18 protein-coding genes are annotated in these 21014 nt (G+C 46.5%); all 18 read left to right on the top strand.

All coding sequences use genetic code 11. The features are described 5' to 3' along the window. The first annotated feature begins 83 nt into the window (after positions 1–83). The 18 genes from BQ9856_RS11180 (at position 84) to BQ9856_RS11095 (ending at position 20967) form a co-directional block, all read left to right on the top strand. The gene (locus BQ9856_RS11180) at positions 84–1439 is read left to right on the top strand and encodes an ABC transporter substrate-binding protein (protein WP_077611105.1); all 1356 of its coding nucleotides are present in this window, start codon (positions 84–86) and stop codon (positions 1437–1439) included. 138 nt (positions 1440–1577) lie between these two features. Beyond that, positions 1578–2645, top strand: a complete 1068-nt coding sequence (locus BQ9856_RS11175) for a carbohydrate ABC transporter permease (RefSeq protein ID WP_077611104.1) — start codon at positions 1578–1580, stop codon at positions 2643–2645. Between the two features lie 17 nt (positions 2646–2662). After that, on the top strand, positions 2663–3499 hold the full coding sequence (locus BQ9856_RS11170; protein ID WP_077611103.1) for a carbohydrate ABC transporter permease: 837 nt from the start codon (positions 2663–2665) through the stop codon (positions 3497–3499). A gap of 4 nt (positions 3500–3503) precedes the next feature. Continuing rightward, entirely contained in the window at positions 3504–5321 is a 1818-nt protein-coding gene (locus tag BQ9856_RS11165) for a glycoside hydrolase family 2 protein (RefSeq protein ID WP_077611102.1), read from the top strand. Further along, on the top strand, positions 5305–6486 hold the full coding sequence (locus BQ9856_RS11160) for a glycoside hydrolase family 88 protein (protein ID WP_077611101.1): 1182 nt from the start codon (positions 5305–5307) through the stop codon (positions 6484–6486). The genes BQ9856_RS11165 and BQ9856_RS11160 overlap by 17 nt, the downstream gene beginning before the upstream one ends. A 33-nt stretch (positions 6487–6519) precedes the next feature. After that, a complete protein-coding gene (locus BQ9856_RS11155; protein WP_077611100.1) occupies positions 6520–8220 on the top strand; it encodes a DUF2264 domain-containing protein in 1701 nt (566 codons plus the stop codon). A 77-nt stretch (positions 8221–8297) separates the two neighbouring features. Further along, positions 8298–10079: a sensor histidine kinase gene (locus tag BQ9856_RS11150; protein ID WP_077611099.1), complete on the top strand. Its 1782-nt coding sequence runs from the start codon at positions 8298–8300 to the stop codon at positions 10077–10079. Next, positions 10076–11629, top strand: a complete 1554-nt coding sequence (locus tag BQ9856_RS11145) for a response regulator transcription factor (protein WP_077611098.1) — start codon at positions 10076–10078, stop codon at positions 11627–11629. Before BQ9856_RS11150 ends, BQ9856_RS11145 begins: the two co-directional genes overlap by 4 nt. A 99-nt stretch (positions 11630–11728) precedes the next feature. Continuing rightward, positions 11729–13069 carry an ABC transporter substrate-binding protein gene (locus tag BQ9856_RS11140; protein ID WP_077611097.1) on the top strand — a complete coding sequence of 447 codons (1341 nt, stop codon included), beginning with the start codon at positions 11729–11731 and terminating at the stop codon, positions 13067–13069. Between the two features lie 76 nt (positions 13070–13145). Continuing rightward, the gene (locus tag BQ9856_RS11135) at positions 13146–14039 is read left to right on the top strand and encodes a carbohydrate ABC transporter permease (protein ID WP_077611096.1); all 894 of its coding nucleotides are present in this window, start codon (positions 13146–13148) and stop codon (positions 14037–14039) included. A 1-nt stretch (position 14040) separates the two neighbouring features. Further along, the gene (locus BQ9856_RS11130) at positions 14041–14874 is read left to right on the top strand and encodes a carbohydrate ABC transporter permease (protein WP_077611095.1); all 834 of its coding nucleotides are present in this window, start codon (positions 14041–14043) and stop codon (positions 14872–14874) included. 91 nt (positions 14875–14965) lie between these two features. Further along, a complete protein-coding gene (locus tag BQ9856_RS11125; protein WP_077611094.1) occupies positions 14966–17995 on the top strand; it encodes a glycoside hydrolase family 2 TIM barrel-domain containing protein in 3030 nt (1009 codons plus the stop codon). A gap of 242 nt (positions 17996–18237) precedes the next feature. Further along, positions 18238–18606 (top strand): heavy-metal-associated domain-containing protein, encoded by a 369-nt coding sequence (locus BQ9856_RS11120; RefSeq protein WP_077611093.1) that lies wholly within the window; start codon positions 18238–18240, stop codon positions 18604–18606. 195 nt (positions 18607–18801) lie between these two features. Next, a complete protein-coding gene (locus BQ9856_RS11115; RefSeq protein ID WP_077611092.1) occupies positions 18802–19236 on the top strand; it encodes an NUDIX hydrolase in 435 nt (144 codons plus the stop codon). Between the two features lie 67 nt (positions 19237–19303). Then, positions 19304–19633 (top strand): cupin domain-containing protein, encoded by a 330-nt coding sequence (locus BQ9856_RS11110; RefSeq protein ID WP_077611091.1) that lies wholly within the window; start codon positions 19304–19306, stop codon positions 19631–19633. Positions 19634–19687: 54 nt separating this feature from the next. Next, positions 19688–20152 carry a VOC family protein gene (locus BQ9856_RS11105; protein WP_077611090.1) on the top strand — a complete coding sequence of 155 codons (465 nt, stop codon included), beginning with the start codon at positions 19688–19690 and terminating at the stop codon, positions 20150–20152. Between the two features lie 15 nt (positions 20153–20167). Continuing rightward, complete coding sequence (locus BQ9856_RS11100; RefSeq protein WP_077611089.1) at positions 20168–20581, top strand: DUF3788 domain-containing protein; 414 nt, start codon at positions 20168–20170, stop codon at positions 20579–20581. 23 nt (positions 20582–20604) lie between these two features. After that, positions 20605–20967 (top strand): MmcQ/YjbR family DNA-binding protein, encoded by a 363-nt coding sequence (locus BQ9856_RS11095; RefSeq protein ID WP_077611088.1) that lies wholly within the window; start codon positions 20605–20607, stop codon positions 20965–20967. Positions 20968–21014 lie beyond the last annotated feature (47 nt).

The raw sequence follows: 21014 nt of genomic DNA, 5'->3' as shown, positions 1-21014 counted from the left end.
CCGCGTTATAATTCAGGCAGGGTAAATCACACGGGAAAGAATGCGGGGTTTACTGAAACAAATCCAAATCAGGAGGGAATACAATGAAAAAAAGAACACTTAGCATTGCACTGGCATGTGCACTGGCAATGACCAGTCTGGCCGGCTGCGGCGGTGGTTCAAAGGAAACCACGGCAGCATCAACAGAGGGTACCAAATCCGAAACCACTGCAGCAGGTGGAACCACTGCGGCAGCTTCAGGAGAAGAGACGACCTTAAAATGGTCTGTATGGGATATTAATCTTTCCCCATATTATCAGCCGCTTATTGACGCTTTTGAAGAGAAGCATCCGGGTGTTAAAATTGAAATGGTGGATTTGGGTTCAACGGATTACCAAACAGTTCTCGCTACTGAGCTTACAGGAAGCGGTTCTGATTTTGATGTGGTTATGGTAAAGGATGTTCCCGGTTATATGACCCTTGTAAATAAGGGAGTGCTGGAGCCTCTGGACAGCTACATTCAGTCTTCGAACGTGGATTTGACCCAGTACAAAGGTCTGACCGATCAGATTACCGTTGACGGTAAATTATATGAGCTTCCGTTCCGTAACGATTTCTGGGTATTATTTTATAATAAGGATGTATTTGATAATGCCGGAGTTGCTTATCCGACCAATGATATGACATTTGATGAGTATGATGCTATGGTAAGAAGCCTGACCGTTGATACTCCGGGACAGGAAGTATACGGTGCTCATTATCATACATGGAGATCAGCTGTACAGCTTTTCGGAGTACTGGACGGCAAGCATACAATTCTGGATGGAAACTATGAATTCTTAAAGCCATATTATGAAATGGCTCTAAAAGAGCAGGAAGACGGCGTATGTCAGGATTATGCAACGTTAAAAACCAGCGGTCTGCATTATTCAGGCGCATTTGCTCAGGGTAACGTTGCAACAATGAATATGGGTACATGGTTCATCTCCACTTTGATTGAAAAAATCAAAACCGGAGAATATACGAACTGTACGAACTGGGGAATTGCCAAATATCCTCATGCAGAAGGTGTAGAGCCAGGCTCCACGCTTGCTACCATTACTTCTCTGTCTATTCCGGCCAATGCACCGCATAAGGATCTGGCATGGGAGTTTGTGAACTTCGTAAGCGGAGAAGAAGGTGCAAAAATTCTTGCTTCTACAGGTACGATCCCAGCTATCATGAACAGTACCGTGGCTGATCTTATTTCCAGTACAGAAGGATTTCCGAAGGACGATAATACCAGCGTTGAGGCTTTGAATACCTCCAATTTATATCTGGAAATGCCAGTAAATCCGAAGAATTCCGAGATTGAAACTGTTTTAAATGAAGCTCATGATGCTATCATGACAGGCAGTATGTCCGTAGATGACGGCATTGCCGAGATGAAGGAAAAGGTAAGTGCAATACTGGCTCAGTAATAAGCCGGAATGAGTGATTAAAGAGAGGCGGGCAGCAAAAAAGCCCGCCTCATTTAAAGAAAACTTCTGATTTGATTTGACGGATTAAAAAATGAGAAAAGGAGGATAAGCCGTTTCATTTGGCTTTCAATATAAAATATGGCGAAGACAATAACAGAAGCGCAAAAACAGGAAAAAATTGCGGAGTTAAATAAGAAACGGGAAGCCTTAAGCCTTTTATTAAAAGAGACCAAGGGAACCCGAAAACGCGATGGGCTGATTGCGAAAATCGAAACGATAGATGAGAAGATTAAAAAAGTGCGGACAGGGGAGCGTTTCACACGTCAGGAAAAGAGGGATCTGGTTGCCTATTCCTTCATTGCCCCCAACTTTATAGGATTTGCAGTTTTTACACTGGGCCCCATTATTTTTGCCTTTGTCCTGGCCTTTATGAAGTGGGATGGCAACAGCCCCATGCAGTTTGCCGGACTTAAGAATTTTGGGGAAATGTTTGGAAATGCCAGATTCCGGTCGTCCTTTACCAATACCATTGTATACTGTATTGCAACGGTTCCGCTGACACTGGCCTGCGCCTTAGGTCTGGCTGTGGTCTTAAACCAGAAAATAAAGGGAAGAAATTTCTTCCGTACGGTGGGCTTTTTCCCTTATGTAGCATCACTGGTAGCGGTGGCAGCAGTGTGGAATATGCTGTTCAGTCCGCAGAAAAGCGGCCCCATTAACATGATCCTTTATAACCTGGGCGTCCATGCGAAGAGCCTTCCAAAATGGTCTGCAGATCCCCACTGGGTGATGTTCACCATCGTACTGTTCAGTGTGTGGAAAAATATGGGTTATTACATGGTCATTTATCTGGCCGGTCTGCAGGGGATCAATGGAGAACTGTATGAAGCGGCAAGCCTTGACGGCTGCAATTCGTGGCAGAGGTTCCGCTATATTACATGGCCCCAGCTTCAGCCGACCACCTTCTTTGTTACCATTATTCTGACCATCAACTGCTTTAAGGTTTATGACATCGTATACATGCTGGCAGGCGGTTCCAATGGCATTGTAAGTTCTCAGGCTATGGTTCTTGTTTACCATATTTACGAAGAGGCGTTCCGCAACTGGAATTTAGGCTACGCGAGTGCGGTAGCTATGGTATTGTTCTTAATGGTGCTTGTCATCACGCTGGTTCAGTTCCGTGGTGAGAAGAAATACGCAAACTGAGATAAGGAGGATAAGACATGAAAGTAAAAAGCGCAAATTATAAAATCAGCAGATGCCTCCTCTATGTGGTCTTGCTCATTCTGACAGCTGTTATGCTGGTTCCTTTTGTATGGATGCTGTCCGCTTCCTTAAAGCTGGATAAGGACGTATTTATTTTCCCGATCCAGTGGATACCGGAAAATCCAAGATGGCAGAATTACCTGGATATCTGGACAAAGATTCCGCTTATGACCTTTGTATTAAACACCGTGAAGATCACGCTGATCGTTACATTTTTACAGCTTTTAACCAGCAGTTTTGCTGCCTATGCTTTTGCAAAGCTGAAATTTAAATACAAAGATACCTTATTTATGGCCTACATTGCAACCATCGCGGTCCCGTGGCAGGTGTATATGGTCCCCCAGTTCATGATGATGAGAAATTTCGGGTTGAATGATACCCATCTTGCGATCATCTTCCTGCAGGCATTCTCCGCATTCGGTGTATTCATGATGCGCCAGTTCTACCAGGGAATTCCGGATGAACTGTGTGAGGCAGCCAGAATCGACGGCATGAGCGAATATCAGATTTATGCGAAGATCATGCTCCCGCTTTCAAAGCCGGCTCTGTCAACCTTAACCATCTTCACTTTTGTTAACACCTGGAATGACTTTTTAGGACCCCTGATCTATCTGAAAACAGAAGCAAAAAAGACCCTGCAGTTAGGGCTTAAGATGTTCATCAGCCAGTACAGCTCCGAATACGGCCTGATCATGGCGGCATCGGTTCTTTCCCTGATTCCGGTCCTTATTGTATTCCTGTCCCTGCAGAAATATTTCGTGGAAGGCATTGCAGCGACCGGAGTGAAAGGATAGTGAAATGAAAATAATAAAGAATTTCGTGGATAATATCCATAACGAGGCATATAAGGACGGCTATACTTCTCCCTGCCTGGAAGCAGAATCCTATGTGTTTCCGGGCGGCCGGCAGGAAGAGTCCTTAGACGGCTCCTGGAATTTTTCCGTAGATATGTATGATAATTGTCTCAGGGCCAAATGGTTTCTGGAGCAGGATAAGAATTCAGAGGGGCTTAAAGTTCCATTGGATTATGGATTTGATGACTGGGAAGAGATCCAGGTACCAGGAGTATGGAACCTTGCAAAACCGGAATATTTTTATTATGAGGGACCGGCGGTATACAGCCGCCGGTTCTTTTTTAAGGATTCCATAAAGGGGCATGTATTTTTGCGGTTCGGGGCAGCAGCCTATGAGGCCAGGATCTTTTTAAATGGAAATTTTCTGGGGGTCCATAAGGGCGGTTCCACTCCGTTCTGTGTTGAGGTCACAAATGATCTGAAAGAGGAAAACCGGCTCATTGTGGTTGCAGATAACACCAGGCGGCAGGATCAGATCCCGAGTGAGAATACGGACTGGTTTTTATACGGCGGAATTTACCGGGGCGTGTCTCTTCTTTGTGTGCCCCAGACCTACATCAAGGACATGAAGGTATGTCTGGTGGATTGGGAGAAGAAGAAAATAAGTGTTTCCGTGACTCTTGGAGGTTCGGAATGCTTTGAGGAAGGGGAAGTTGTTTTTTCCATACCGGAGCTTCATGTGGAAGAGACGGTTCCATTTGGAATGGATGGAAGAGGACAGAGGACATTGGAAGCCGGCGGCCTCTCGCTCTGGAATCCGGAAAATCCGAAGCTGTACGAGGTTTTCCTTTCTTTCCGTTTTGATAATAAAATACTGGACCAGGTGAAGGACCGGGTGGGGTTTCGTACCGTGGAAACAAGAGGCAGGGAAATTCTCTTAAATGGAAAGCCGGTTTTCCTTCGGGGCGTCTGTCTTCATGAAGAGACAGAGGATCACGGAAAGGCGGTTACAAAGGAAGATATCCGCCAGGCATTTGACAGGGCAAAAAAGATGAACTGCAATTTTCTGCGTCTGGCCCACTATCCTCATACGGAATGGGCTTCAAAACTGGCAGATGAAGCAGGCCTTCTTTTATGGGAGGAGATTCCGGTCTACTGGTGGATCGATTTTGCTAACCCGCAGACCTTAAAGGATGCCAAAAACCAGCTTACTGAGCTGATGACCCGTGATTTTAACCGGGCCAGTGTGATCATCTGGTCCGTAGGAAATGAAAATCCGGATACTGACGAGCGTTACCATTTTATGAGGGAGCTGGCAGAAACGGCAAAGGAATACGATTCCAGCCGTCTGGTATCAGCCGCCTGTCTGGTGGATGCCGTGAATTTAAGGATCTCCGACAGGCTGGAAAGACATCTGGATGTCATTGGATTCAATGAATACTATGGCTGGTATGACCCGGATTATGGAAAACTGGCTGCTGTTTTAGAGGGTTCCAAGCCCGAAAAGCCGGTTGTTATCAGTGAATTCGGTGCGGATGGTTATCCGGCTTCCGGACCGGATGGCGGTAAGGTACGGGGCTCAGAAGAGGAACAAAAGGAAATTTATGAAAAGCAGGTTGAAATGTTTGGAAAAACCGATTATATTCAGGGTACGGCGCCCTGGATTTTATTTGATTACCGGACACCGAAACGGCTTGGGACGTATCAGAAGGGATACAACATCAAGGGTCTGGTGACAGCGGACCGGAAGCGGGAGAAACCTGCCTTTTTGATCATGAAGGAATATTACGGGGAGGTAAGAAAACGTGAGCAAACAGATTGAGGCTCTGCTTAACGGAAAGCCGGAACTCACAGCGGAAGATTGCCGGGAGGCAATGGATTTTGCCGTAAAGCAGGTTAAGGATAATTTAAAGGAATTTACGGAGTCATTTAAAAAGGCATACAGCGAGGGCGGTTTTTACAAACCGACGCCGAATGTAAACTGGACGACCGGTTTCTGGACCGGGCAAGTTTGGCTGGCCTATGAGTGGAGCAGGGCAGACGAACTGAAAAGGGCGGGACAGATTCAGGCAAAAAGCTTTTTAGACCGGATCGACGGTCAGGTGGAAGTGGATCATCACGATATGGGATTTCTGTATTCCCCTTCCTGTGTGGCCGCATATAAACTGGTGGGAGATGAAACGGGAAAGGAGGCGGCTGTTAAGGCGGCAGACCAGCTGATCAGCCGCTTCCAGCCGGTGGGTGAGTTTATTCAGGCCTGGGGGCCTATGAACCAGCGGTCGAATTACCGCTTTATTATAGATTGTCTTTTAAACCTTCCCTTATTATACTGGGCCACCGAAGAAACGGCCGACCGGAAATACCGTGAGATTGCAGAAAAACACATTCACACGGCCATTGCAAATGTCATAAGGGAAGACTATTCCACCTGGCATACGTTTTTCATGAACATGGAGACAGGGGCGCCGGATCATGGGGCTACCTGCCAGGGATACCGGGATGGCTCTGCCTGGGCCAGAGGACAGGCCTGGGGAATCTATGGATGCGCTCTTGCTTACCGGTATACAAAGCGGCCGGAATACATGGAAGATTTTAAACATGTGACCGGATATTTCTTAGAGCACCTTCCGTCGGATCTGGTACCTTACTGGGATCTGGAGTTTAGCGAGGGCTCGGAGGAGCCGAGGGATTCCTCATCTGCATCGATTGCAGCCTGCGGTATGCTTGAGATGGCAAAATATTTAAATGAGGCTGACGCTGCCTGTTACACGTCTATAGCAAAAAAGATCATGGAATCCGTAGTGAAAAATTATGCGGTAAAGGATTTAAAGGAATCCAATGGACTGGTGCTTCACAGCACTTACTCCAAGAAATCCCCTTACAATACCTGCACACCGGAGGGAGTGGATGAGTGCAACATCTGGGGAGACTATTTCTACATGGAGGCCCTCACCAGGCTGTCCACGGATTGGAATCCATATTGGTAACAATCGAAATAATTCGAAAAGAGGCGAATATAGATGAAACTTGAAACAAAACAGGATTTCCAGCAATGGATGTTCCGGGTGTTAAACCCTTTAAAGCCATTGTACAGCAAAGGATGTGCCAGGCTTCCCCTTGGAGACAGCGGTGTGACATACCCAAAGGTGAGCATAGAGATGGAAGCCTTCTCCCGGCCCTTGTGGGCACTGGTGCCCTTGTGGCTGGGGGGAGGCAAGGGCTTTGAGGAGATTTACCGGGAAGGCCTTACCCACGGTACCGATCCCGCCCATCCGGAATACTGGGGCGGTTTTAACGATTATGACCAGAGGTTTGTGGAAATGGCCGCCATTGCCAGCGGCTTGATTTTCACTCCGGAAAAAATATGGGAGCCCTTGAGCGGGGAAGGAAAACAGAATCTGGCAAAATGGCTTTACGGAATCAATGAGCATATGATTCCGGACTGCAACTGGCAGTTTTTCATGATCCTGGTGAATGTTGCATTGCAGAAACTGGGCTGCCGCTACAGTGAAGAACAATTGTCTTCCGGCCTTGAAAAAATCGAAAGCTATTACATAGGGAATGGCTGGTACCGGGATGGCGGCTCCAGCCAGAAGGATTATTATATTTCCTTTGCCCTTCATTATTACGGGCTCCTGTATGCAGCAGCGATGGAGGACGAAGAGCCGGAACGGTGCATGCGGTTTAAGGAACGGGCAAAGCTGTTTGCCAGAGATTTTATTTACTGGTTTGATGAAAACGGATCCGCTCTCCCCTACGGAAGAAGCTTATCCTACCGCTTTGGAGAAGCAGCATTCTGGTCTGCTTATGTATTTGCAGGGCTTGACGATATTTCCGCAGGCGTTGTAAAGGGAATTTTATCCCGTCATTTAAACTGGTGGCTGGAACAGAAGATATTTGACCGTGATGGTGTGCTGACCATCGGTTACGGATATCCGAACCTGATCATGGCGGAACGTTACAATGCGCCGGGTTCCCCTTACTGGGGGATGAAGACTCTTTTATGTCTCGGACTTCCCGATGATCATCCCTTCTGGACCGCCAGGGCGGAGGAACTGCCCAAACTGGATCCGGTAAAAATGTTAAAGCAGGCGGACATGGTGATGCACCGCCATGGAAAAGATGTGGTGGCTTATCCGGCAGGTGTGTGTGAAAAATACGGACATGGCCATGTGCCGGAGAAATACTCTAAGTTTGCGTATTCCACACGGTTTGGATTTTCCGTTGCCAGAAGCCAGATCGTGCTTCATGAAAATGCTCCGGATTCTTCCCTGGCCTTTGTCATTGACGGAGATGATTACGTGTTCGTCCGGAAATACAGTAATTCCTATGAGGTTTTGAAGGACCGGGTCGTCAGCAGGTGGCAGCCATTCCCGGGAATCACGGTGACTTCTACGGTTATTCCAAAAGAGTACGGTCATTTAAGGATCCATGAGATCGACAGCCAGTACGATTGCACTGCCTATGACTGCGGTTTTTCCGTAGAGAAGTTCTGTTCCGATTATGAACAGAAGGCAGATGGAAACACCGCTTCCGTATCCCATAAAGAGCAGGGCTGCATGGTGTCCGGGGAAGGGCCGGAGGCAGCAGGCGTGGTGATTGAGGCGGATCCCAATACCAATGTGCTCTATCCAAATGCCTCCATACCGGCGGTTTCCTACCGCATTAAGAAGGGGGAAACAGTCCGGTTGGAGACAAAGGTGGAGAGCTTTGTCCGTTAAGATGATCCATTGATTTTAAAGCTTTTTCACTGTATAATAGGGTCATAAACAGGGATCGGTGAGGAGGGTGAAAGAAGATGTGGATGGATAAAAAGCAGAAATTAAAGGCTTCTTATTATAACAGCTTCTTCGCCCTCATCGTCATTCCCATTCTTTTTATTATCTTAATTTCCATCCTCATTATCCGTACCATGATGGTGGATTCTGCAGTTTCCAACATCCGGCGCGCCCAGGATAATATCGCCTCCGTTCTGGGAGGCGAAGTAAAGGACGTATCCCTCCGTTTATCCCATTTTGTATATGTCAATGACAATGAAGTCATAAAAAATGCAGCGAAAACCAATATAAAAGATGTGGCTGAAAAATACCGTTATACAAAGATCCTGACCGAATCCTTTCATTATGCCATGGTTCCGGTGCAGGACATCCTGTCTGCCATATTTTATATGAAAGACGGGGACCATACCTATATGAAGGATGATATTACCCTTGGAAGGGAGGAATTAAAAGCTTCTTCCTGGTATCAGGAGGCCTTGGCAGAACCCAACGTGGTAAAGGTGGGCTTTTATGACCGCAGTGTGACCAATTCCAGAAAAAATGCCTATACTCTGACCATTGCCGCGGGCCTGTCTCCCGGAATGGATGTGGACCGTGACGGGGTCATAGAGATGGCAGCGCTGTTCGTTTCCTCCCAGACCGGAAGCCTGATAAAAGATTATAATAAGGAACGGATACTGGGCTCCACCCTGATTGCGGACAAGTCAGGAAATGTCATTTTTGACGCAGAAGGTACTCTGGCGCTCCTGCCCCGGGATATTCCTCTGGAGCAGCCCAAGTTTCGGTATCAGGTAAACGGCAAACGGTATATGGGAGTGGTGACCGAAGAGCCTGTGACCGGCCTTAAGATCATCAGCATAGTAGCATATGAGACCCTTACGAGAAGCTTTAACCGGACCGCAGCCGTCATTGTAGCGGTTACGCTCATCCTTTTTGTTCTGTTTTACCGCTTTTCCAGCTATTTCTTAAAAAGCATCATTGAGCCCATCCATAATACGGTTGAGGGCATGAAAATGGTGGAGGAAGGAAACCTACAGGTTCATGTGGAACCCAATGGGCAGGCGGAGCTGCGCCTGATGATCCATTCCTTTAACCGTATGACAAGACGGTTAAAACAGCTGATGCAGGAAAATGAGGAACAGCAGCAAAAAAAGCATGAGGCGGAAATCAGGGCGCTGCAGTCTCAGATCAACCCCCATTTTCTGGTAAATTCTTTAAATTCCATCCGCTTTATTGCACAGATGTCAAAGTATGAGTCCATTGCCCGAATGGCGGAGGCTCTCATTAAAATATTGTCCTGTTCCTTCCGGAGCAATGTGGGATTTTATACGGTAAAAGAGGAACTGGAGGTTTTAGACAGCTATATCTATCTGATGAAAATCCGTTATTCCGATGGATTTGAGATAGAATACAACGTAGAGGAATCCTGCCTTTCCTGTCTGGTCCCCCGGCTCATCCTGCAGCCTGTGGTGGAAAATTCCATTGTCCATGGCTTTAGCGGCCTGATGGATGAGATGGGGAAGATCCGGCTGGCGGTTCGTGAAGCGGATGGTTTTCTTTCCATTGAGATCCGGGACAACGGTAAGGGGATGTCAAAGGAAGAGATACGCCGGATCCTTGCAGGAGAGGAGAAAAAGGATGAGCAGAAGGATCACGTAAGCATCGGGATCATTAATGTGAAAACCAGGCTGGTCCTTAACTATGGAATAAGCTGTGAATTTGAGATGGAAAGCGAAGAAGGCCGGTTCACAAGAACCTCCATCCGGCTTCCCATAAGAAGAAAGGAGCCGGAAAGCATATGAGAAATGTTCTGATCGTGGATGATGATACCATTGTCCGCATTACCCTGCGTTCTCTTATCAGCTGGGAGGAGATGGGGTATCATATTGCCGGGGATGCCATTCATGGGCAGCAGGCTTTGGAATACATAAAGAATAACCCGGTGGATCTGGTGATCACCGATATGAAGATGCCGGTCATGGATGGGATCGGCCTTTTGGAGGAACTGAACCGTTTAAGAAGCATGCCTGCAGTACTGGTTTTAAGCGGTTATGATGATTTTAATTTGGTTCGGGATGCGTTCCGCCTGGGCGCCTGTGATTACATTTTAAAGGCCGGTTTAACGGAAGAAATACTCGCGTCTATGCTGAAACGCATGGAAGCGGAGGTCTTTGAAAATCACCGGAGGGAAACAGGCGGTGAGAAGAATCCGGCCTTAAAAATCCCGGATTCTGTTCTTCTTGGGGATATGGCCATGGGGAAGCGGTCACTTGACGAATCCTTTTTTCAGCAGGAATATCTGGTGATACAATTTGAAATAGAAGATTTCCATAAGGCATCGGCCCGTTTTGGAGGGGATTTTGAAGAGGAACTGATAAAGCCCATGTTAGAACTGGCCGGTCAGATTCCCCGGGTGGCTTCCCGCTGTATTCTTGGAGCGGTGGCCCCCTCCCGTTATGTCATGCTGTACCGCATAACCGATCCGGAACAGTACAGGGAAAATGCGGTTTCCGCCTGCATGCAGTTATGCAATGTGTGGAAGCACTTTATGAATCTTTCCGTATCCGCTGGGATCAGCGGACCGGGAAAGGGTGCAGGAGATTTTCTGAAACGTTTTGAAGAGGCCGGGGAGAGGTTAAGGCTTAAGTACTTGAAAGGAAAAGCGAAAATATGCGGTCCATGGGAAAAGGATGCAGTTTCCTTTGAGGAGGTCGGGCAGACCGGGCAGGATTATGAAAGGCTTTTAAAGGGACTGATGGTGGGCGATGAACTGGCTGTTTCGGAGGAAAAGAAACGGCTCTTTGTAGCACTTTACAAGATGGAATTAAATGCGGCCAAAAAGGTCTGCCTCCGTCTCATCTGCAGCATGGCCTGGCAGCTTTCGGACAACCATGATGATATCAGTGCCCTGTTTGCGGAAGAGGTCAATTATTATGAGAAGATCGGCCGTTTGGATGAAATGAGAAGCCTGGAATTATGGCTTAATAATTATTTCCGCTGGATCATGGATTATAATGCCCACCATGCGGACCGGAAGCAGGCGGATATGATGATCCGGGCAAAGCGGTTTATTATGGATAATTATGCAAACCCGGAACTGACACTGGGAAGCGTGGCAGGCTTTATCGGCCTGAATGAAAAATATTTCAGCACCAGATTTACGAAGGAAGAGGGGCTGACCTTCATCAATTATTTAACCGGGGTCCGCATTCGAAAGGCAAGAGAACTGATGGAGACAACGGATTTAAAAATTTATGAAATCAGTCAGAGCGTGGGCTATAACAGCGTCGAGCATTTTACCAGAGTATTTAAAAAGCTGTGCGGAGTAAGTCCGGGCGGGTACCGGAAATAAAGACCTGACGAAACATCAAGTTTTCAAACCATATCTCATGGAGAAGGCTGTTATGAAATGGTAATATAATATCATCAAAACAAGGGAGGTATGACTGAAATGAGAAAACGAGTGTTGGCTTTGGGGCTTTGTGCGGCAATGGCAATGGGGACTGTGGCCGGCTGTAAAGAAACGGCGGAACCTCAGAAGGAAGAAACCGCGGCAAAAGGTCCGGATGGGGCCCGGGAAGACTTGGAAGGCAGTCTGGTGTTTGCCATCTGGGATAACAACCTGATGGATTACATTGACGAAAATGATATGGTTGGGAAATTCCAGGAGAAATATCCTAATGCAGAAATTGAAGTAGAAAAGATTAAGGATGATTCCGAATACTGGAATGCCATGAAGATGAGAACATCAGCAAACCAGCTTCCGGATGTCATGTTTAACAAACCGTTCACCTTATCCAGATTTAAGGATTATCTGCTGGATCTATCCGGTCTGGAAGCAGCGAAAAATAACGAACTGGCATCCGGGTATGCAATGGATGGCAAGGTTTTGGGCATTCCCATGACTGCGGGCTATGAATACGTTTATTATTGGAAGGATATGTTTAAAGAAGCCGGCGTAGAGGTTCCGACTACATGGGAAGACTTCGAAAAAGCAGCTCAGACCCTTCAGGATTTTTATGGGAAAAACGACCCGGATTTCATGGCAATTGCTCTTGGAGCAAAGGATGAATGGCCGGATTATCCGTATATGGAATTTATGCCGGCGCTTCAGGGCGGCAATGGCCAGAACTGGAACGATATGGCAAAGACAGACGCTCCGTTTGGGGATGGAACCGACATTAACAAAGCATACAATAAGGTTTACAGCTTATTCAGCAAAGATGTGTTTGGCAAAGATCCTCTTGGCATGGGAAATGATCAGGTAACGTCCCTGTTTGCCCAGAAGAAAGCGGCCATCATTGCTTTGGGAGACTGGGGCCTGCAGAACATTCAGAGCGGTACCGACGATTACTCAGAACTCGGCACATTCTATCTTCCGGTAAGAGATTCGAATGATGATCCGTTCCGCGTCATTGTACAGGGCGATTCCTTTATGGGAGTAACCACTCACAGCAAGAATCCGGAGCTGGCAAAGGCTTTTGTAGAATGGTTTTACAGCGAAGACTGGTATCCCGGATATTTAAACTATGTAACCAGTGCATCTTCCATGAAGAACTTCCCCAAGGAGAAGGATCCGATCCTGGCCCAGGCGGATGAGCAGCAGCCGGAGAAGGAACTGGTCATGTATGACGGCGGCGGAGACGATTTCCAGGCGGTCCAGAACGAAATCGCATTTGATTACAAGAAGCTGGGTGCCCGGATGTTTACCGATGGCTTTGATCTTAAGGCGGAACTGGATGGGCTCAATATAAAATGGGCGGAAGCCAGAACCAAGCTGGGAATTAAATAAACAGAATGGAAAAAGGGGACAGGGTGATGGCAGCCCTGTCCCCTTTTTCTCCAAGGACTTAAATCAGGAGGTATCTATGAATTCATTAGAAAAACAGAAAAAAAGGTTTCTTGTATGTGCCCTTATTGTTCCCATGGCATTACTCATCGGGTTTGTGGTGTTTCCGGCCTTTGACTTAATCCGCATGAGCTTTACAAACTGGGATGGATATTCCAGGACCTATGATGCCGTCGGTTTCGGCAATTACGCAGCCATGTTCCGCAACAGGGACTTATGGCTGTCCCTCCGCAACAATGCGGTGTATTTTTTCGGACATCTGATATTCATTCCCATTGAGCTGATGTTCGCTGTTCTTTTGACCTCCAGGCTCCGGGCGGCAAAGTTTTATAAAACCATGGTTTTTATGCCGTATATCATCAACGGAGTTGCTATTTCCTATGCCTTTTCCTATTTCTTTTCTCCCATTAACGGAGCATTTGATGAGATATTAACCGTATTTCATCTGGAAAGCTTTATAAGGAACTGGCTGTCTGACCCTAAAATCGTCAATTTCGTGCTGACCTTTGTTTCCCTGTGGAGGTTTTCCGGGTACCATGTCATCCTCTTTATGGCAGCCCTGCAGTCCCTTCCTCAGGATGTACAGGAAGCGGCCAGAGTGGATGGGGCAGGTGCGTGGCAGATGTTCCGGTACATACAGATACCGTCCATTATGCTCATGGTGGATTTTGTCCTTTTCGACAACATCCGGGGCGCCCTTCAGGTATTCGATATCCCTTATGTCATGACAAGCGGCGGACCGGGGTATGCATCCTCTACCTTTACGCTGTATACCATTGATACGGCTTTTAAATACAGCAACTTCGGCCTTGCTTCCACCATGGCGGTGGCAATTATGGTCATGATTGTTGTCATTTATCTGGTTCAGAATAAGATCATTCACGGAGTCGTTCTGAAAGGGGGAAGAAAATAAGATGAAAAGACGTACAATGGAACAGGGATTGAAACAGATCATCTGCGCGGGAATGGTCCTGATCGTTCTGGCGCCCATCATTCTGACTCTTTTTGCAGCTTTCAAGACAAAGGCGGACATGGTGAATACGTCCCCCCTGCTCCTGCCTCCCGCCGGAAGGATTACCCTTTCGAACTTTAAAAAGGTGCTGGGAGATAAATATCTTATGATCGGTTTTAAGAATACCGGCATCATACTTGCAGTCAGTATTCTGTTTAATGTGCTGTTCGGTACCATAACCGCGTTCATTCTGGAACGTTTTGAGTTTAAGCTTAAAAAAGTGATCATGAGCCTTTTTTTCCTAGGCATGCTGATCCCCAGCTTTGTAACGGAAATTGCCAGATTTAAAATCATTAACGGCATCGGCCTTTATAATACACTTGGGGCGCCCATCGTGATTTATGTGGCATCGGATCTGATGCAGCTATACATTTACCGGCAGTTCATCCGGGCTCTGCCGGTATCCCTTGATGAAAGCGCGCTCTTGGACGGCTGCTCCTATTTCGGCCTGTTTAGGAGAATCATTTTCCCTCTGTTAGCGCCTGCCACGGCTACGGTCGTGATTATCAAAGCTATTACCATTATTAATGACATGTATATTCCGTACCTGTATATGCCAAAGAATAAGCTGCGGACCCTGACCACCTTTTTGATGAATTACGCCAATGCCCAGCAGGGATCCTGGCAGAAGCTGGCGGCCGGCATCATCATTATCATGCTGCCCACGATCCTGATCTATGTCTTTTTCCAGAAATATATTCTGGCAGGGATCGCTGCCGGGGCGGTAAAAGAATAAAAGATACAGGAAATCGTAAAAAATGCAATGGATTCTTTGGCCGCGGTCGATTATAATGGACCCAGAGTTAAGATAAGGAGGATTTCTATTCATGGAACAGAAGAGTGCAAAACAGGAATGGCTGGAGGATCCGCAGGTCTTCGCAGTGAACCGGCTGGCCGCTCATTCCGATCACCGCTACTATGAGACAGAAGCAGAAGCCTTAAGCGGAATCATGGGATTACGTCAATCCTTAAATGGGACATGGAAATTTTCCTATGCGGAAAATCCGTCTCTTAAGGAAAAACATTTTTATGAGAATGATTTTAATCTGGACAGCTTTGATACCATAGAGGTTCCGGGACATATGGAACTTCAGGGCTATGGCAGATGCCAGTATATCAATACCATGTATCCCTGGGATGGGCTGGCTGATATCCGGCCTCCTCATACGGATAAACAGAACAATCCGGTAGGAAGCTATAGCAGGGAATTTGAACTGGCTGACCCATTAAAGGGAAAACGGCAATTTCTGTCTTTTCAGGGAGTGGAAACGGCTTTTTATGTCTGGCTTAACGGAACGTTCATCGGATATTCCGAGGATTCCTTCACTCCGTCTGAATTTGAGATCACCCATGCGGTTAAAGCAGGTACCAACCGTCTTGCGGTGGAGGTCTACAAAAGAAGCAGTGCAAGCTGGATCGAGGATCAGGATTTCTTCCGGTTTTCCGGAATTTTCCGGGATGTTTATTTATATGCCATTCCGGAGTGCCATGTCGAGGATTTATTTATCCATGGAGATGTATCGGAGGATTACCGGGATGGAATGTTTCGGGCGGAGCTGACTCTTACGGAAGAAACAAAGGGAAGTGTCTGTGCTATTTTAAAAGATGGGGCTGGACAGCAGGTTGCGGCCTGGGAATCCATTCCGGCAAAGAAGGAGGTAGAATTCTCCTGCCGGATATCCAATGCCCGCTTATGGAGCGGCGAGGATCCTTACCGGTATGAGCTTACCATTGTTTTATACGATGAACAGGGGAATGTGAAAGAAATCGTGCCCCAGAAGATGGGGTTCCGCCGCTTTGAGTTTAAGGACCGTATGATGTGCCTCAATGGAAAGCGGATCGTATTCCGCGGGATCAACCGCCATGAATTCAATGTCAGAAGAGGCCGTTCCATTACAAAAGAGGATATGATATGGGATATCCGGTTTATGAAGCGCCATAACATCAATGCGGTCCGGACCTGCCATTATCCGGATCAGAGTTTCTGGTATGAGCTTTGCGATGAATATGGAATTTACCTTATCGATGAAACGAATCTGGAAAGTCATGGTTCCTGGCAGAAGATGGGAGCCTGCGAGCCTTCCTGGAATGTACCCGGAAGCCTTCCGGAGTGGAGGGCCTGCGTGGTGGACCGGGCAAGGTCCGTGCTGGAACGGGATAAGAACCATCCCAGCGTACTGATCTGGTCCTGCGGCAACGAATCCTATGCCGGTGAAGATATTCTGGCAATGTCGGAATTTTTTAAGGAGCGGGACCCTTCCAGGCCGGTCCACTATGAGGGGGTATTCTGGAACCGGGAATTTGACCGGATCAGCGATATGGAAAGCCGGATGTACGCCAAACCTTCCGAGGTGGCGGAATATCTGGAGAAGGATCCAAAGAAGCCATTTATTCTTTGTGAGTATATGCATGCCATGGGCAATTCACTTGGCGGAATGAAAAAGTACACGGATTTAGAGGACCGGTATGATTTGTATCAGGGTGGGTTTATCTGGGATTATATTGACCAGTCTCTGATGAAGAAAGACGCTTACGGAGAAGAGCATATGACCTATGGCGGCGATTTCGGTGACCGGCCCACGGATTACAGCTTCTGCGGCAACGGCATTGTTTATGCAGACCGGTCCATATCTCCCAAGGCACAGGAGGTCAAATTTCTGTATCAGGATATCCGCCTGATTCCGGACTCCAAAGGCGTATCCATCGAAAACAGAAGACTGTTTACCGATACTTCGGACCTTGAGTTTGTCTATTCGGTGCTAAAAGACGGAGAACCGGTTTACCAGAAGAGCTTTTATACATCGGTAAAGCCTCTGGAAACAGGATATGAAGCCGTCCGGTTGCCGGATTTTACCGAGCCGGGAGAATATGTCCGCCAGGTTTCGGCTCTGCTTAAGAATGATACCTTATGGGCGGATTCCGGTTATGAAGCCGCATTTGGGGAGCAGATTACAGTGGTCGGAGGACAGCCGGAAACACGCTGTGGAAAGCCTTTGAAAGTGATTCATGGTGACGTGAACATCGGAGTCATGGGAGAAGGCTTCCGGATGCTGTTCTCGAAGCAGGAAGGCAGCATTGTTTCCCTGGTTTACGATGGGAAGGAATGGATCGGAAGACCTCTTATGCCGGTATACTGGAGAGCGACTACGGATAATGACAAGGGAAATAAATTCTCCGTATCCGGTTCCATGTGGTATGGGGCAGGCCGGTTCCCTTATTATGACAAGGATCATTGCATAGTGGAAGAGAAAGAGGGGCTTATAAAGGTGACGTACACCTATGAGCTTTCTACCGTTCCAAAAGCGGTAACAGAAGTCTCCTATGAAGTGGACGGAAGCGGAAAGCTAAAGGTGAGGGCCGTATTCCGCGGTCAAAAGGGGCTGCCGGAGCTTCCTGCCTTTGGCATGAGGCTCATCACACCGGAAGCAGTCAAACAGTTCACCTGGTATGGAAGAGGACCGGAGGAAAATTACTGTGACCGGAAGGAAGGAGCAAGGCTGGGGATTTATAAGGATACGCCGGATAATAACCTTTCCCGCTATCTGGTTCCCCAGGAGTGCGGAAACAGAAGCGGAGTCCGGTGGCTTAAGATTACAGACATGGAGGGCCGCTCCATCGGCTTTCAGGCAGCCGGTCAGGCATTTGACGCTTCGGTACTTCCCTATACGGCGGAAGAACTGGAGGCAGCTTCCCACAGAGAGGAGCTTCCGGTTCCGAGATATACGGTCGTGAATATTCTGGGTGCCATGAGAGGTGTGGGCGGCGACGACAGCTGGGGAGCACCGGTCTATCCGGAATATTGCATCAGCGGGGAAAGAGAGCTTATCACGGAATTTATGATAGAGAGAAAATCGTAAATGTAAGCGGCAGGCGGCAGGAGTGTGAGATTTGGAAAACTCCTGTCATCTGCCGTTTTTGTCTTTACGTAAACAAAAACTTAGAGCAGTTGATAAAAATAATCAAGAAATCTTGTCCAATTTCCGTGATATCGTAATATAATAGGATTGGATCGGCAGGAGGCAGCTAAATATAGAAAAGATTGTTTTAAACTGTTGCAGAGCCGAAGAAAATGAATGGAAAGAATAAAGGAGGATATAGAGTGTCTACTGCAATTATTTGCATGATTTTAGTTATCATTTGTTATTTTGGATTAAAAAGTACCATAAAAAGGACGAAACATGGCTGCTGTGGAAGCGGCGGTGATGAGGTGAAGAAAATCAAGGCAGCTGATAAAAATATTTCACATTATCCCTTTACGAGCACTTTGCAGGTGGAGGGAATGACCTGCGGCAATTGCAAAAAGAGAGTGGAGAATGCTTTTAATAGCCAGGAAGGACTGTATGCTTCCGTGGATTTGAATAAAAAACTGGCCGTAATACATATGAAAGAACAGGTGCCGGAAGATAAACTGAAAGAGATCGTAAGAAAGGCAGGATATATGCCTGGAAATATCAAAGAAATGCCTTGATTGTAATGGATACGTAAGGGATGTCGTCAGAATTTTTAAGAAAAGAAAATGATTACGGAAAGCGGCAGACAAAAGTGGTTTTTATTGCGACCACCTTTGTCTGCTGCTTTTTTATATTAAGAAGCAATTTATTGAAAAAACAGGTTGTTTTTCCCATTCACACATGGTAAGTTGATAACAGACAGGAGGGGTCTGATGGTAAAAATTACATTCTATGATTCTGTAGAGGACCATTTACTACATTTTGCAGTTATTGTTTCCCGTTACCAGAATAAATGGATATTCTGCAGGCACAAGGACCGAAGCACCTTTGAATGCCCGGGAGGGCACCGGGAAAAGGAGGAAGATATCATAACCGCTGCCAGACGGGAACTTTATGAGGAAACAGGAGCTGCAGAATATACCCTGAAACCTGTCTGCGCATATTCGGTTCAGGATCTTGATAAAAATAAGGGTAATTCAGAAGAATCATTTGGCATGCTGTTTTACAGCGAAGTCAAAAAGCTGGGGGAAATCCCTCCCGGATTTGAAATCGAAACGATACAGCTATTTGACGAAACACCTGATTCCCTGACTTATCCTGAAATCCAGCCGGTATTGATGGCCAGGGCCATCCGCTCAATGTCTTAATGACCGGGGAAAAAGCCCAGAGGTAGGAATTGTGAAGTTTAAAAAATTAAAAAAGTGAGGATAAAAAATGATCATCAATTTTAATGAGAAAGAAGAAACCATAATCCCGCATTTTAACGGAGGGGAAAAAGAATTTAAGGCAAGGATGTTTGTGGATGAGAACAACAAGATTTTTTGTGGAACGCTTGAGCCGGGAGCATCGATCGGAATGCATACCCACGAAACAAGCAGCGAGATCATATATATTTTACAGGGAACAGGAAAAGTGCTGTTTGACGATGGAGAGGAAGCCGTACAGGCAGGGCTTTGCCATTATTGTCCCAAAGGACATGCCCACAGCCTGATCAATAACAGTGATGCTGAATTGATTTTCTTTGCGGTTGTTCCTCAACAATGACATACTGTTGTCATGTTTCAGATGGTATAATCCTGGAAAAAAGGAGGAGCAGCTATGAAATTTCAAAGCCCTTTATTGGTAGTAACAGACATGGAAAAATCAAAATCATTCTATAAAGAGATTCTGGGGTTAAGGGTCACTATGGATTTAGGAGCCAATGTTACCCTGACTGGGGGCGTAGCCCTGCAGACGAAGGATAGCTGGATGGAGTTCATTGATCAGGAAGAATCCGGCATCGTGTTTCATGGAAATGATGCGGAGTTATACTTTGAGGAGGATGATTTTGACGGTTTTCTGAAAAAATTAAGTTCCGTAAAAGAAATTCAATATGTTCATCCGTTGAAAGAACACAGCTGGGGACAGAGAGTGGTTAGGTTTTATGATCCGGACCATCATATAATTGAAGTTGGTGAAAATATGAAGGTTGTCTGCAGACATTTTCTGGACAGCGGAATGACTGTGGAAGAAACGGCAAAACGTATGGGTGTTCCGGTAACATTTGTACGGAAATCATGCTGAAAGAAAGGGGATCCTATGCTGGAAAATATACCATCGCAAGAGGAAATGACATCCCTGATCGGAGAGACTTCCTTTGAGGCATGGAAAAGCCTTTGTGCAAGAATTGAAGGGAAGTATGATATGGAATGCCAATGGAACAGCGGAGGCAAAGCGTGGAAGTACGAGTATAAATACCGCAGAGGCGGGAAAACCCTTTGTGCCTTATATGCCAGAGAAGGCTGCTTTGGATTTATGGTGATTATGGGAAAAGCGGAACGGGAAGTGTTCGAACGGGAAAGGCAGAACTATTCCCCGGAGGTCCAGAAGGTATACGATGAATCAACAACCTACCACGACGGAAAATGGATTATGTTTAAAATTAAGGATCAATCGCTGTTCGATGATATGATGCAGCTTTTGATGATAAAAAGAAGGCCGAATAAAAAGTAATTGTATTGTCTTGGAGGAAATGTATGAGATATCAGTGGATTGATGAATATCTGAAGTCAATGAAAGGGGTATCCAGTGACTTTAAAGAGGAATGGAATTGGACCAGATATCTTCTGGACGGTAAAATGTTTGCGGCGGTGTGTTGGGATGGCCAGGGGAAGGAACAGTTGATCACACTAAAGCTGGAGCCGGCAGAAGGTGAATTTTTGAGACAGCAATATGAGGATATCATACCGGGTTATTATATGAATAAGATTCACTGGAATTCTGTCAAGGCGGATGGAAACGTCCCGGATTATTTGTTGAAAGACCTGCTTGAGAAATCATATCGGTTGGTTTTGGCCGGGCTTCCGAAGAAGAAACAGAAGGAATTGCTTGGAGAGTAAACATCATCCGTTACAGGATTTCCAGGCAGATTATGGAATATAGGTGG

Source organism: Clostridium sp. Marseille-P2415 (assembly GCF_900155545.1).
Classification (GTDB): Bacteria; Bacillota; Clostridia; order Lachnospirales; family Lachnospiraceae; genus Lacrimispora.
Note: the sequence above shows the minus strand (reverse complement) of the source record. Positions and strands in the feature narration are given on the sequence as shown.